At 73.3% G+C, this 13,242-nt stretch carries 16 protein-coding genes; 7 read left to right on the top strand and 9 right to left on the bottom strand.

The genetic code is table 11. The annotated features are described in order from the left end of the window. From BCL65_RS17430 to BCL65_RS17420, 3 genes are all read right to left on the bottom strand, one after another. On the bottom strand, positions 1 to 267 hold a 267-nt coding region (locus BCL65_RS17430; protein WP_258176975.1), incomplete at its 3' end, for a helix-turn-helix domain-containing protein. A 177-nt stretch (positions 268 to 444) separates the two neighbouring features. Then, complete coding sequence (locus BCL65_RS17425; RefSeq protein ID WP_207767765.1) at positions 445 to 1,548, bottom strand: pectinesterase family protein; 1,104 nt, start codon at positions 1,546 to 1,548, stop codon at positions 445 to 447. 126 nt (positions 1,549 to 1,674) lie between these two features. Then, entirely contained in the window at positions 1,675 to 2,076 is a 402-nt protein-coding gene (locus BCL65_RS17420) for a four-helix bundle copper-binding protein (RefSeq protein ID WP_106269789.1), read from the bottom strand. Between the two features lie 103 nt (positions 2,077 to 2,179). Here BCL65_RS17420 and BCL65_RS17415 point away from each other — a divergent pair, with 103 nt between their 5' ends. Then, positions 2,180 to 3,559: a copper resistance CopC/CopD family protein gene (locus BCL65_RS17415; RefSeq protein ID WP_106269788.1), complete on the top strand. Its 1,380-nt coding sequence runs from the start codon at positions 2,180 to 2,182 to the stop codon at positions 3,557 to 3,559. 9 nt (positions 3,560 to 3,568) lie between these two features. Here BCL65_RS17415 and surE read toward each other — a convergent pair whose 3' ends face one another. Beyond that, positions 3,569 to 4,339 carry a 5'/3'-nucleotidase SurE gene (gene surE, locus BCL65_RS17410; RefSeq protein ID WP_106269787.1) on the bottom strand — a complete coding sequence of 257 codons (771 nt, stop codon included), beginning with the start codon at positions 4,337 to 4,339 and terminating at the stop codon, positions 3,569 to 3,571. Continuing rightward, positions 4,339 to 5,280, bottom strand: a complete 942-nt coding sequence (locus tag BCL65_RS17405; RefSeq protein WP_106269786.1) for a PfkB family carbohydrate kinase — start codon at positions 5,278 to 5,280, stop codon at positions 4,339 to 4,341. Before BCL65_RS17405 ends, surE begins: the two co-directional genes overlap by 1 nt. Positions 5,281 to 5,445: 165 nt before the next feature. Between BCL65_RS17405 and BCL65_RS17400 the strand changes: the two genes are divergently transcribed. Further along, entirely contained in the window at positions 5,446 to 5,706 is a 261-nt protein-coding gene (locus BCL65_RS17400; protein ID WP_106269785.1) for an acyl carrier protein, read from the top strand. A 55-nt stretch (positions 5,707 to 5,761) separates the two neighbouring features. Continuing rightward, complete coding sequence (locus BCL65_RS18065; protein WP_165800074.1) at positions 5,762 to 6,004, top strand: alpha/beta fold hydrolase; 243 nt, start codon at positions 5,762 to 5,764, stop codon at positions 6,002 to 6,004. 402 nt (positions 6,005 to 6,406) lie between these two features. Here BCL65_RS18065 and BCL65_RS17390 read toward each other — a convergent pair whose 3' ends face one another. Both BCL65_RS17390 and BCL65_RS17385 read right to left on the bottom strand, forming a co-directional pair. Further along, the gene (locus BCL65_RS17390; protein ID WP_106269783.1) at positions 6,407 to 7,735 is read right to left on the bottom strand and encodes an APC family permease; all 1,329 of its coding nucleotides are present in this window, start codon (positions 7,733 to 7,735) and stop codon (positions 6,407 to 6,409) included. 96 nt (positions 7,736 to 7,831) lie between these two features. Further along, positions 7,832 to 8,263 carry a hypothetical protein gene (locus tag BCL65_RS17385; RefSeq protein ID WP_106269782.1) on the bottom strand — a complete coding sequence of 144 codons (432 nt, stop codon included), beginning with the start codon at positions 8,261 to 8,263 and terminating at the stop codon, positions 7,832 to 7,834. A 112-nt stretch (positions 8,264 to 8,375) separates the two neighbouring features. On the opposite strand from BCL65_RS17385, the gene BCL65_RS17380 reads away from it, so the two are divergent. Continuing rightward, positions 8,376 to 8,981, top strand: a complete 606-nt coding sequence (locus tag BCL65_RS17380) for a DUF998 domain-containing protein (protein WP_106269781.1) — start codon at positions 8,376 to 8,378, stop codon at positions 8,979 to 8,981. A gap of 30 nt (positions 8,982 to 9,011) precedes the next feature. Here the strand turns inward: BCL65_RS17380 and BCL65_RS17375 are convergent, their stop codons facing one another. Further along, positions 9,012 to 9,962: an NAD(P)-dependent oxidoreductase gene (locus BCL65_RS17375; protein ID WP_106269780.1), complete on the bottom strand. Its 951-nt coding sequence runs from the start codon at positions 9,960 to 9,962 to the stop codon at positions 9,012 to 9,014. Between the two features lie 163 nt (positions 9,963 to 10,125). Between BCL65_RS17375 and BCL65_RS17370 the strand changes: the two genes are divergently transcribed. The 3 genes from BCL65_RS17370 (at position 10,126) to BCL65_RS17360 (ending at position 12,869) form a co-directional block, all read left to right on the top strand. Beyond that, on the top strand, positions 10,126 to 11,172 hold the full coding sequence (locus BCL65_RS17370) for a glucose 1-dehydrogenase (RefSeq protein WP_106269779.1): 1,047 nt from the start codon (positions 10,126 to 10,128) through the stop codon (positions 11,170 to 11,172). A gap of 84 nt (positions 11,173 to 11,256) precedes the next feature. Next, positions 11,257 to 11,859: a flavodoxin family protein gene (locus BCL65_RS17365; protein ID WP_106269778.1), complete on the top strand. Its 603-nt coding sequence runs from the start codon at positions 11,257 to 11,259 to the stop codon at positions 11,857 to 11,859. A 128-nt stretch (positions 11,860 to 11,987) separates the two neighbouring features. Next, entirely contained in the window at positions 11,988 to 12,869 is an 882-nt protein-coding gene (locus tag BCL65_RS17360; RefSeq protein ID WP_106269791.1) for a manganese catalase family protein, read from the top strand. Positions 12,870 to 12,958: 89 nt separating this feature from the next. On the opposite strand, the gene BCL65_RS17355 is transcribed toward BCL65_RS17360, so the two are convergent. After that, complete coding sequence (locus BCL65_RS17355) at positions 12,959 to 13,225, bottom strand: hypothetical protein (RefSeq protein ID WP_106269777.1); 267 nt, start codon at positions 13,223 to 13,225, stop codon at positions 12,959 to 12,961. Positions 13,226 to 13,242: the final 17 nt, after the last annotated feature.

Below are 13,242 nucleotides of genomic sequence, written 5' to 3'. Positions count from 1 at the left end.
CCAGGCGATGGTGTCGGCGCCGCAGTCGTGGCCTTGTTCGGCGAGGTCCTTGCGCAAGGCCAGGATCTGTTGCACGACGGGCTCGGGTGTCGCGGCCGGGTAGGTGTGTGGTCGCCGTGAGCGTGGCTCGAACGCTGCTTGACCCTCGGTGCGGTAGCGGGCCATGAGTCGTGAGACCCATCCCTGAGAGACGTCGTAGCGGCGGGCGACCTCGCTCTGCGAGGCGCCGGCCAGGACCGCTGTGATCACGAGTCTGCGTTTCGACACGATCGAGCATCGTCCCGACGGGTCATGCCGATGACCCGAGACACGCTATGCCGATGACGTGAGACACCCCATTCCGATGTCCTGAGACCAGACACTGTCAGCCCGACGTCGTGCAGACGTCAGAAGTGCAGGACGGAAGGCCGGTTCTCGGAGACGAGAACCGGCCTTCTGCGTGTGTCAGTCCGCCCGCGGATCCCAGCCGTCGTCGCCGGCGAGGTACGAAGCCGGCGTGTGGTCGGCTGCCTCGTCGGGGGTCAGCTGCGGCCGGAACTCGTTCAGCACCGCACCGGGGCCGCGGTTGGCGTGCTCGGCGTTGCTGCCGGCGAGCCAGTCGTAGCCTGACATCGTCGTCCACGGGTCGGCCTTGAGGAAGTTGCCGATCCACGTGTCGCGCACCACGATGCGGGGGTCGTTGTCGGGGTTGCTGCTCGGGTGCCAGGGGCGACCGAGGTAGTAGCTGTCCGGCCCGGCGTTGGAGATGATCCGCGAGTCGGTGACGAGGAACCCGCGGGAGAACTCGTGGGAGGTGCTGGGGGCGAAGACGTACCCGCTCGGGTCGGAGTCGCGGCGCAGGGCCTTGATGGTGGTGTCCTCGATGACGGCGGTCCCGCGGCCGAAGATGAAGTCCACGTCGCCCTCGATCCAGCTGTCGGTGATGTAGACGCGGGCCGGCGTCCGGTTGTCGGGGCTGTCGAGGTAGAGGGTGTCCTGGTTGCTCAGGAAGCGGACCTTGTCGTAGACGACGCGGTCGGCCCGTGACTTGACCGCCACGGACTGCCTGCTGCTGATCTCCGGGTGCGCGGCCTCGTCGAAGGCGTTCTCGAACGTCACGGCGTGGGCTTGGAAACCGGCACCGGAGATGGTGACGGTGCTGCTTCCCGTGGTGCCCCAGGTGCCCCCGTCGGGGTGCGGTGTGCCGGCGGCACGGTCGTCGGTGATGACCACGTCGGCCGGGTCGCCGGTCGCTCCCACGAACGACAGGTTGGTGTGCGAGGAGGGCACGACGACCCGTCCGTGGTACGTGCCGGGCTCGATGAGGATCTCCACGCGGTCCTCGGAGTGCGCCGGAGCCAGGTCGACGGCCCCCTGGACCGTGGTGACGTCGCCGGAGCCGTCAGCCGCGACGACGATCTGGGTTTCGTCGTCGCCCTGGATCCCTCCGTCACCCGCCGCCGCCGGGGCGGCCAGCAGGCCCGCTGCCAGCGCGAGCGCCATGGCGCTGCCGGCCGGGCCGCTGAGGCTGCGGCGAGTAGCGGATCGCGGAGCTGGGGTGGTGGGCATCTTCGCCTCCGGGAGCTGGTGTCGTCGTCGACATCGGGCTTGATCAGCGAGAAACCGGTTTCCCGCTCGCCTCATGGTGACATGGACGATGGCGCTGGGCAACTCCCGGAAGGACTGGTCGGCCGGTCAGTTCATCGCGGCCAGGAGGTCGGCGCAGGCACGCTCGCAGGCGCGGCACGCCTCGGCGCAGACCCGGCAGTGCTCGTGCATCGCGGCGTGGCTCTCGCACTGCTCGCCGCAGGAACGGCAGGCCTGGACGCAGGCCTCGAGCTGTGCGCGGGAGATGTTCGCGTCGTAGCCGGTGTGCCGCGACAGCACGCGCGCCGTCGTGTCGCAGATGTCGGCGCAGTCGAGGTTCGAGCGGATGCACTTGCGCAGGTCGGCGACCATCTCCTCGCTCAGGCAGGCGTCCGCGCACGCGGTGCAGGCCTGGGCGCACTCGACCAGTGCCTCCACGGCACCTGCCAGGAGCCGGCGGTCGAGATTGATCTCGGCCGGGTACGTCGCCATCATCTCGGTCGTCTTCATCGCGTTCTCCTTCGCGCCGGAGGGATCGTGCGGACTCCTCGACGCTAGGAGCCGTCGCCGGTGCCCGCATCCGGGTGCCCGGGCACCCGTAGGATCGGCTGTCATGCTCAAGAAGGTCGCTGTGGTGCTGTTCACCGTCGCGCTGGTGCTCGTCGGCGCTCCGTCGGCCTCCGCCCACACGGATCTGGACACCGCGGAGCCCGCGGACGGGACGACGACGTCCGGCCCCGTGGGCGAGGTGCTCCTGACCTTCACGCGGCCGGTGACACCGCTGGGCGACACCGTGGTGGTCGAGGGCCCTGACGGCACGGTGGACGTCGACGTGACGCAGGAGCGTGCGGGAGCGGTGGTGGTGGCGACCCCGGAGGGCGGGCTGGCGGACGGCGGATACGAGGTGGCCTGGTCGGTCGCGGCGCAGGACGGGCACCCGCTCGAGGGCACGTTCTCGTTCACCGTCCAGGGGACGCAGACCGCACCGTCCGAGGCGCCGGAGCCCACCGTCACGCAGGAAGCCTCGTCGCCGGCCGAGCCGAGCGGCGCGCCGCTCCCGCCTCCGGACCTGGAGAGGACGACGGACCCGGGCGCCGAGGACTTCGCGCAGGTGGTGGCGAGGCTCGGCAATGCCGCTGCCCTCTGGGGGCTGCTCGTCGGGGCCGGCGGACTGCTGTTCGCCGCACTGGTGATGCGAGGTCCGGACCGGCGCGACATCCCGGTGGTGCTGCGCGCGGTGCGCTGGACCGGGCTCCTCGTGCTCGTCGGGCTCGCCGTCCGTGTCACGGCGCGCGCGGTGGTGGTGGCCGGGGGCGACGTGGCGGCGGCGGGCTCGGCCGCCGCCCTCGGCGACGCCCTCGCCGGTCCCACGGCGTGGGTGTTCGGCCTGCAGGCGGTCGGGGCCGCCCTCGTCCTCGTCGGTGCGTGGCGGTCGCTCCCCGGCTCCTGGGCGGCGGTGGTGGGGGTCCTGGCGATGACCGCCGGCCAGGTCCTCGGCGGCCACAGCAACACCGGGTCGCCGTGGTGGCTCGTCGTCGGCGTCGACGTGGCGCACCTGGCGGCGGCGGCCACGTGGACAGGCGGAGTCGTGATGATCGGTGTCGTGCTGCGCCGTCGCCGCAAGGACGGCCGAGCGCTCGACGCGGGCCACCTCGGCAGCCGCTTCTCGTCGGTGGCCGCCCTGTCGGTGGTGGTCGTGGGGATCGCCGGCATCTTGCTCGCCGTCGAGATCCTCGACCGGCCGTCGCAGCTCTGGGAGAGCAGCTGGGGGTTGTTCCTGCTGGCGAAGGTCGCCGTCGTCGCCGTCGTCGCGGCGATCGGTGCACACCAGCACTTCCGGGTGGTCCCGTCGCTGCAGGCCCCGGGGCACGGCGCACGGCGTGCGCACGCGGCAGGCAGCCTGCTCCAGCGCGGGGCGGGGCACGAGACGGCCCTGCTCGTGGTCGTGGTGCTGATCACGGCATGGCTCGTGGCGGCCTCCGTGCACGCGTGACCGCGGTCCTCAGCCGTCCGCGTCCCCGAGGCCCGGCACCTGCACGGACTCGTCCGCGTACGGGGCGAGCAGCAGCGACGCCGTCGCCCACCCCTGGGCGAGCAGCCCGGCGTCCGACTCCGGCTCGGTCGATCGCTCCGTGCCCTCGTAGCGCACCACCAGCGCCGCGTCGTCGGCCTCGTGCTGCGCCACCCGGGCGTGGACCGCGCCGAACGAGGCGAGCGGCGCCTGCCGCAGGCCCCGCAGCTCGGCACGGGGCAGGTCCGGCACGTTGATGTTCAGCGTGCGACGGGACCGGGGCCCGGCGAGCAACCAGTCGAGGGCGTGCGTGGTCACGGCCTCCGCCGTCTCCCAGTGCCGGGGGTCGGCGGCGTCGAGCGACACGGCCAGCGACCGCATGCCGAGCGTCGCCCCGGACAGGGCCGCACCCACCGTGCCGGAGTGCAGGACGGCGTTGCCGACGTTGGGCCCCCGGTTGACGCCCGACAGCAGCACGTCGGGGACGGCGCCGAACGCGCCGTAGGCCGAGACGAAGGCGATGAGGGCCGGGTCGGCGGCGACGGCGAGCGAGCGCACGTCGTCCGGCACGCCCGGTGCGCGGTTGTCCTCGACCAGCAGTCGCCCGTCCTCCTCGGCGCCGTGCAGCGCGGCGGAGGCGCCGGACGACTCGACCCGGGGCGCGGCGACCAGCACGTCCAGCCCGGCGGCCGCCGCGCACCGCGCCAGGACCCCCAGGCCGGGGGAGCCGATCCCGTCGTCGTTGGTGACCAGTGCCAGCATCAGCGTCCCCCGATCTCCTCGACCGACACCCGGGCGGCGAAGGCCTCGATCTCGCCCCGACGTCCGGTGCCCAACCCGTGCCGTGCGACGTTGAGCGCCCCGGCGGCGGCACCGAGCCGCACCGCCTCCGTCAGCGGCAGGCCCCGGGCGAGCCCGACCGCGATCCCGGCCGTCATGGAGTCGCCCGCACCCCGGTGGTCGACGGTCGACACCTCGGGCGTGGTGAGCGTCCAGGCGTCCTCCGTGGTGACGAGGAGCGTCGGATCGCCGGCCCGGGAGACGACGACGGCCCCGGGGCCGTCGGCCACCCACGCCTCGCCCGCGCGACGCAGCGCGGCCACGGAGTCGTCGTCGGCGACGCCCGTGGCGACCATCTCCTGGTCGCTCATCTTCAGCACGGCGATCGCCTCCCGACCGACGGCGGTGGCCAGGTCGCCGCTCAGGTCGGCGACGACCGGCGTGCCCGACGACGCGACGTCGTGAGCCAGGCGGGCCAGATGGTCCGGCGGTATCCCGACGTCGTGCTGGTTGCCCGTCAGCACGCACACGTCCGACTCCAGCGCTCCGACGAGGGAGATGCTGTAGAAGTCGTCGATGCCGTGCCGGTCGAGGGGCTGCGGCGGCACGGTCACCAGCTCGGGCTCGCCGCCGCCGCGGCGGTCACGCAGCAGCGTGCCGCCACCGCCCTGCGCCGGGGTGCGCACCACGAGGCCGCGGGACCGTGCCAGGTGGGCGGTGATCTCCCCGGTCTCGCCGCCGAACGGTCCGCAGACGACCACCTCCGCGTCGAGCGAGCGGGCCATGGTCGCCACCCAGAGCCCCTGCCCGCCCGGGTGCAGGTGGATCTCGGGAGCCTCGCGGGAGCGGTCCGTCTCGATCTCGATCGTCAGCTGCGGCTCGGGCGCCACGACGCAGACGGTGGGGGCGGTGTCGGCAGCCATGTCAGGGACCCTAGGCAGGATCCGCCATGCACGCCCGGCGCGGTGCACGGTGCCGGGGTTGCGAGCCGACGCGACCCTGGCACGGTGACTGTGACGGTCCAGCAGCGGGCCACCGGCCGGGACGCCCGCGACCGCCGCGGTGTCCCCCGTGGGAGAGGACCCATCATGGCAACAGGAGAGACCGGCTTCGACGACGTCACCTACGACCTCGTCTCGGTGCAGTACCACGCGCTCAAGGCCGGCCACGACTACGGCCAGTACGTGCGTGACGCCCGCAACGCGGGCAAGGACGAGATCGCCGCCTTCTTCGAGCAGGTGATGTCCGAGGACTCCGCACGTGCCCAGCAGTGCCACCGGTTCATCGCCGAGCTCACCCAGCACCAGGGGACGTCGGCGACCGCGCCGCAGGGCGGCACCGACGGCTGAGCCGCCGGTCGACCGGCTCGCCGTCTTCGAAGCGGGCGACCCGACCGCCGATGCCGTGGTCCTGGTGCACGGCATCGGCGTGTCGGAGCGGTCCTTCCGGCCGCTCGCCGCCGAGCTGGCCACCGACCGGCAGGTGAGCGCTCCGGACCTGCCGGGGTTCGGCCGCAGTCCTCGCGCCCATGCAGTGCCGAGCGTGGAGGAGCTGGCGAGCCTGGTGCTGCGGGTGCTCGACCGCCGAGAGCTCACCTCCGCGGTGCCGGTCGGGAACTCGATGGGGCCCAGGTCGTCGTCGCGATAGCCCTGGCCGACCAGGGCCTCGAGGACGTGGTGGCGGTGGCGCACAGCAAGGGCGGGCTGATCGGCAAGAGCCTCATGGGCCGCGCCGACGTGGGCCCGCGCCTCCTGGGGATGGTGGCGGTCAACACGCCGTTCTCCGGGTCGCCCTACGCCAGATGGGTGCCGCTGCGCAGCGTCCGGGCCTTCCTTCCCGACGACGAGGTGATCGCCGCGCTGGACCCCCACGTCCCCACCGGGAGGGGGCTGCCCGGCGCGCACAACGTCCGGCTCGCCACGCCGGGGCACTTCCGGTCGCTGGCGGACCCGGAGCTGGTGCCGCTCCTGCTGCGCGAGCTCGACCGGTTCGCCGCACGACGGCGTCGCACGGCACAGCCGGACGCCTGGGGCCGTGCCGCGAGGTCGGTCACGCCGCCGACGCCGACGTCGAGCTGGACCGCGCCAGGCGCCGCATCACGAGGTGCAGGCCCACCCCGACCGCGAGCAGCACCCCTGCCAGAGCCCAGTGCCGCAGCTCCTGCTGCGTGAGCAGGAGCAGACAGGACAGGACGGCGAGGACGGGCATCACCGACGGAGCGCGGAAGTGGTCGTGCGCGACGGTGTCGCGACGCAGCACCAGGACCGCGACGTTGGTGGAGAGGAACACGAAGAGCAGGAGCAGGACGACGGTCGAGGCCAGGTCGATGAGCTCGTTGGTGGCGGCGAGCACGACGGCGAGGGCGGTGGTGACGAGGATCGCGACCCCCGGCGTGCGGCGGCGCGGCAGGACGCGGCCGAGCGGAGCGGGCAGCAGGCCCTGGCGGGCCATGCCGTAGGCCAGCCGGCTCGCCATGATCATGGTCAGGAGAGCTCCGTTGGCGATCGCGACGAGCGCGATCACGGCGAAGAGCTCCGGCGGCACCGCGCCGGCGACCCGGACGACCTCGAGCAGGGGCCCGGAGGACGCGGCGAGCTCGGCCGGTGCGACGACGGCCGGCGCGACGAACCCCAGCACGACGTAGACGGCGCCCGCCGTCGCCAGCGAGCCGAACAGGGCGCGCGGGTAGACCCGCGAGACGTCACGGATCTCCTCGGCCAGGTTCGCCGACGTCTCGAACCCCACGAACGAGTAGAAGGCCACCAGTGCGCTGCCCAGGACGGCGAGCCAGACGGACGAACCCTCCGGCGGGGTGAAGGCACCGCCGAGGTCCGCGTCCCCGCGCCCGATGACCCAGGCGCCCAGGACCGTGACGAGCACCAGGCCTGCGGCCTCGACGACCGTCATGACGACGTTGGCCCGCAGCGACTCCTTGATGCCCCACGCGTTGACGAGCGCCACCACGAGCAGGAACACGATCGCCGCGGGCACCTGCGGCACGGGGAGGAACGCGGTGAGGTACTCGCCGGTGAAGGCCAGGGACAGCCCGGCGGCGCTCACCACCCCGGCAGCGAGCATGCAGTAGCCGACGAGGAACGCGACCAGCGGGCTGCGGTACGCCTTCTCGGCGTAGACGGCCGAGCCGCCGGCTCGCGGGTACTTGGTGACGAGCTCGGCGTAGGAGAAGGCGGTCAGCAGGGCGAGACCCAGTGCGACCCCGAACGACAACCACACGAGACCGCCCGCGTCGCCGGCCATCTCGCCGATGAGGGCGTAGACGCCGGCGCCGAGGACGTCGCCGAGGATGAACAGGAAGAGCAGCGGACCGGTCACCGCGCGGCGGAGACCGGTCGGGCTGGAGGTTCCGGTGCCAGACATGTGGCGATTGTGCGGGGAAGGGCCGATGCCCGCATCGGCGACGCGGGCAGCCCGACGACTGCTGCCCGGCTCGCGCGGCCGGGCGGGAGCGGACGCCTACCCGCAGCTGTCGCAGACGCCCGTGGCCGGCAACGTCATGTAGCACGTCGGGCACACCGGAGCCGGCTTCTCCGGCTCCTGGGTCTTGGTGGACCTCGTGGCCCGTGCGGCGGTCCTGGCCGACCGGCGTGCCGTCGCCGGCGGCGCGCCGCCGCTGCCGTCGACCTCGAAGCCGTGCTTGCGCAGGAGCGCTCCGACCGCGACCTTGCCACCCTCCATCTCTTCCGGCAGGGCGGCCCGACCGGTCGCGTACCGGTGCGCGACGGCGAGGATCGCCATCGCGTCGTAGGTCGTGCCACCGAACTGCAGGGTGGTCCCCGGGGTCGGGCTGAACCCGTAGAGCTTGAGGAACGCCACGGGACCGCGGTCGTCGTGCTCGGCGATGGCCGAGAGGACGTGCGGACGCGTGACGGAGGAGAAGGTGGCCATACCTCGAGGGTAGGTCACCGACCGGCGCGGCCAGGACGGCCGTGCGTCGACCTGGTGACCGCCGCAGCGCTGCCGACGCGCCGGAGCGGCTTCGCAGTGGGATCGTTCAGTCGTGAACCGTCTCTCGGCGACCGTGGTCCTCGCACTGCTGGCGGCGAGCGCCGTGTGCGTCGCCCTGGCCCCCCTCGCCGTGCCCGAGACCTACGACGTGGTGCGCCACTCGGTGAGCGAGGCGGGCGGGCAGGAGGTGCCGGGGGCCTGGGTGGCACGCACCGGGTTCGTGCTGCTCGGGCTGGCGGTCCTGCTCGAGGCCGGGCTCGCCGGCGAGGCGTGGGGACCGTGGGGTCGCTCGGCGCACGGCGTGTACGGCACAGCGATCATCCTGGTCGGCACGTTCTCCCACCGAGCCTGGTACAGCGCGCCGTGGGACCGCGTGGAGGACACGATGCACAGCATCGCCGCGACGACGGTCGGGTTCGCCTTCGTGATCGGTGTGGTGGCCGTGAGCGTCCGGCGGGGGCGGCGTCCCGGGCCGATCCGGGTGCTCGACGCCGTCGCTGTCGTGGCCTCGGTCGTCCTGCCGCTGATCATGTGGACGGCACCGGACGTGCAGGGGGTGGCGCAGCGGTTGCTGTTCGCCGTCGGCTACACCTGGTTCGCCGTCGAGGCCGTCCGGCTGGCGAGCTCCGCCGCGCCCGGGAAGTACGTCGAGCTCTGACTCCGGTGGTACGGCGCGGGGACGACGGCGTCAGTATCCCGCGCGCACGTCGACGACGCCGGACAGCGGCTCTCCGGTGACGAAGGCCCGCAGGTTCGCGGTGACGCGTTCTCGCAGGAGCGGGTCCACCATCTCGGGGGTGTCCGCCGTGTGCGGGGTGATCAGGGCGTTCGGCAGGTCCCACAGCGGATGCCCGGCGGGGAGCGGCTCGGGGTCGGTCACGTCGAGGGCCGCTGCGCCGAGGTGTCCCGTGGAGAGCAGCTCCACCAGGGCGTCCGTGTCGACCAGCGCGCCCCGGGCGATGTTGACCAACGTGGCGCCGGGCTTCATCGCCGCCAGCTCGGGCGCGCCGAGCAGCGCGCGGGTGCGGTCCGTCAGCGCAGCGGCCAGCACGACGACGTCCGCCTGTCCGAGCTCCTCGGTCAGGTGCTCGGTGGTCACGACGCGATCCGCACCCGCCACCGGGTCTGCACGACGCCGCACGACGACTGTGCGCGTGCGGAAGGGTGCGAGCAGCTCGAGAAGCGCACGGGCGATGCCGCCCGCACCGACCAGGAGCACGTCCGCGTCGTAGAGCGAGAGCCCTGCCTCCGCGCCCCAGGAGCGTGCTCGTGCCCGCTCGGGCAGCCGGCGCAGGGCCGCGAGCGTGAGCGCGAGCGCGTGCTCGGCCACCGGTTCGGCGAAGGCGCCCTTGGCCGAGGTCCAGGTGATGCGGTCGTCGACCAGACCCGCCCGGAGGTAGGCGTCGACGCCGGCCGACGGCAGCTGGACCCAGCGGATGTGCGGCGCGGCGGAGAGGACCTCGCCGAGACCGGACGCCCCGAGGGGCCCGAACCAGAGCAGACCCTGCGTCTGCGGGCCGACGGGCACGAACCGTGCGCCGGCGTCGTGCACGGCAGCGGCCACCCATCCTGGAGCGTCCGGTGCTGCGCTGACGGCGGGTGCCGGCCGGGTAGGGACCTGGTCGTGAACGAGCTGCATGGACGGCCTTCCGGTGGTGTGCGGGCGGGAGAGCGCCGGGCACCGACAGGGTACGTGCCGCGCAGGTGGGCTCGGGCTGCTCGGTCTGGTCGGCCTGCGGCCATCCTGCCCACGCACCACGATGGAAGGACGGCCGCGCCCGCGGCCACGAGGAGGGAGCCCCGTGCAGGCACTGACCATCCGTCCCGGCCGGCCCGGGTCGCTCGCGGTGACCGACGTGCCGGAGCCGGGTCCTGAGCTCGGCGCGATCCTCGTCGAGGGCGTGGCGCTGGGCGTCTGCGGCACCGACCGGGAGATCGCGGCCGGCGAGCACGGCGAGGCCCCCGGCGGCCGTGACCGGTTGGTGCTGGGGCACGAGTCGCTCGGCCGTGTCCTCGAGGCACCCGAGGGGAGCGGCTGGACCGCGGGCGACCTGGTCGCCGGCGTCGTGCGCCGGCCGGATCCGGTGCCCTGCGGGGCGTGCGCCCGAGGTCGGTTCGACATGTGCCGCAACGGGCGGTTCACCGAACGCGGTATCCAGGGCGTCGACGGCTTCGGCAGCGAGCGCTGGCGCATCGAGCCGGACTACGCCGTGCCGGTCGATGCCTCTCTCGGCAGCCTCGGGTTCCTCGTCGAGCCCACCTCCGTCGTGGCCAAGGCGTGGGAGCAGGTGGAGCTCGTCGGGCAGCGGTCGTGGTTCGACCCGGACTCGGTGCTGGTCACCGGTGCCGGGCCGATCGGCCTCCTCGCAGCGCTGCTCGGTGTCCAGCGCGGGCTCGACGTGCACGTGCTGGACCAGGTCTCCGACGGGCCCAAGCCGGAGCTCGTCCGCGCTCTCGGCGCGACCTATCACGCTGAGCCGGTGGACGAGGTGATGGCGACCCTGCGCCCCGAGGTCGTGCTGGAGGCGACCGGCGCCAGCAGCGTCGTCGTGGACGTCCTGTCCGGCACGGCCCGCTACGGCGTCGTCTGCCTGCTCGGCGTCTCGCCGGCCGGACGCTCCGTCCGCATCGACGCCGGCGGTGTGAACCGGGAGTTCGTGCTCGAGAACGACGCGCTCATCGGTTCCGTGAACGCCAACCAGGAGCACTTCCGCGCGGCGGCGACGGCGCTCGCGGGCGCCGACCACGACTGGCTCGGCCGGCTGGTCACCCGCCGCGTGCCCTTCGACAGGGCGGCCGAGGCGCTCGAACCCCGGTCCGGTGACATCAAGACCGTGATCGAGCTCTGAGGAGACGGCGACGTGGGTCGCCCCGGAGCGTTACGGTGGTGAGAAGGTCGAGCCCAGGCCGTCGCACCCCGGCGAAGGTGACCCATGAGAGCCCTCTTTGTCAGCTGCACCCTGAAGAAGTCCCCGGAACGGTCCAACACCGAGACGCTCGGCGCCGTGGTCGCCGACGCCCTGGCGCAACAGGGCGTCGAGGTGGACCACGTGCGGCTCGCCGACCTGGACGTGCCCCCCGGCGTCGTGACCGACGTCGGCGACGGCGACGAGTGGCCCGGCGTCCACGAACGCCTGCTGGACGCCGAGATCCTCGTCGTGCTCACCCTCACCTGGCTGGGCCGACCCTCCTCGATCGCCCAGCGCATGCTGGAGCGGATGGACGCCATGATGACCGAGACGGCCGACGACGGGACGCCGGTCGCCTACAACCGGGTCACCGGCGTGGTCGTCACCGGCAACGAGGACGGCGCCCACCACGTCATCTCCGAGGTCAGCGGTGCGCTCGCCGACCTCGGCTACACGGTGCCCGGCCAGGCATGGACCTACTGGAACCAGGGACCCGGACCGGGCGACGACTACGTCTCCACCGAGCACGGCCACGACTGGGCGCAGAGCACCGCTCGCCTCATGGCGCACAACCTCCACGCGGTGGCGGCGGCGCTCGCTGCCCGACCGGTCCCACCTCCCGGCTAGCCCCTCGGCGTCGGGATGCGACGACACGACGGCGGGCCGAACCTGGCCGGGAAGCGTCGAGAAGTGGCGTGGCACGGGCCGTGCCGCAGCCGCGGGTCGCCACGGCCTCCACCCGAACGGAGATGCCGATGTTCTTCCACCGCCAAGAGCTGCAGCACCGGGCGAAGCCCGACAAGCCCGACGCCGTCTACGCCCGCAAGCTGCAGGAGGTGCTCGGCGGGCAGTACGGCGAGATCACCGTCGCCATGCAGTACGGGTTCCAGTCCTGGAACGCTCACCTGCCCGGCAAGTACCGCGACCTCCTCTACGGCATCGGGGCCGAGGAGATGGGCCACGTCGAGATGCTGGCGACGATGATCTCCCAGCTCCTCGGCGACGCCCCCGTCGGTGCGGTCGAGGGCGCCGTCCAGGACGACCCGACCGTGGCGGCGATCATCGGGGGCACGGACCCGCAGCAGGCCATCGTGGCGGGGGCCGGTGCACGCCCCGTGGACTCCAACGGCAACCCGTGGACCGCGGGCTACGTCACGGCCAGCGGCAACATGCTGGCCGACTTCACGGCGAACGCGAACGCCGAGATGCAGGGGCGGCTCCAGGTGGCTCGGCTCTACCACATGACCGACGACGCCGGGGTGCGCGACCTGCTCGCGTTCCTCCTCGCGCGCGACACCATGCACCAGAACCAGTGGATCGCCGCCGCCCAGGAGCTGCGCGACGAGGGCGTGGAGGACCTGCCCGTGCCGAGCACGTTCCCGCAGGGCAAGGAGCACACCGAGTCCTCCTACCAGTACATCAACTTCAGCGACGGTCAGCACGCGTCCGAGGGCAGGTGGGCCAGCGGCCCGACCCCGGACGGCAAGAGCGAGTTCGAGTACGTCGACACCCCTCCGCCCGGAGAACCCATGCCCGCGCCCACGACCCCGGACCCCCGCTTCCACGGCACCACCGGCAAGCCCGGAGCGTTCGAGAAGGCGGCCGGTGCGGTGAAGGACGCCCTGCACCGCGAGTAGCCCGTCGAGCACCCGGCGCACGAGGCCACCCGGCGCACGAGGCGCCCCCGCCCGGCAACCCGGACGGGGGCGGCTCGTGCGCTGCGTGCTCAGCCCTGCGAGCCCGGGGAGCGCGGCCCCGGGCCGGTGCCCGGGCCGGGCTCCTCCTGCGGGTGCGGCCCGGGCACCCGTTGTCCGGGCCCGGTGCCCGGTGTGCGCTCGGCGTCCCGGTCGTCCCGGTCGTCCCGCTCGTCCCGCTCGTCCTGGTCGTCGTCCTCGGGACGCGGCGGGTGGGCGGAAGGCCCGGTCCGTGGGTTGAGCTGCTCCAGGTCCGCGTCGGGATCCTCGAACGGCTCGTCGGCAGTGTGCTCGCTCATGCTCGCCTCCTGACCAC

This window comes from Isoptericola halotolerans (genome assembly GCF_003003075.1).
Classification (GTDB): domain Bacteria; phylum Actinomycetota; class Actinomycetes; order Actinomycetales; family Cellulomonadaceae; genus Isoptericola; species Isoptericola halotolerans_A.
The sequence above is the reverse complement of the archived record's forward strand: the minus strand, read 5'-3'. Positions and strand labels throughout refer to the sequence as shown.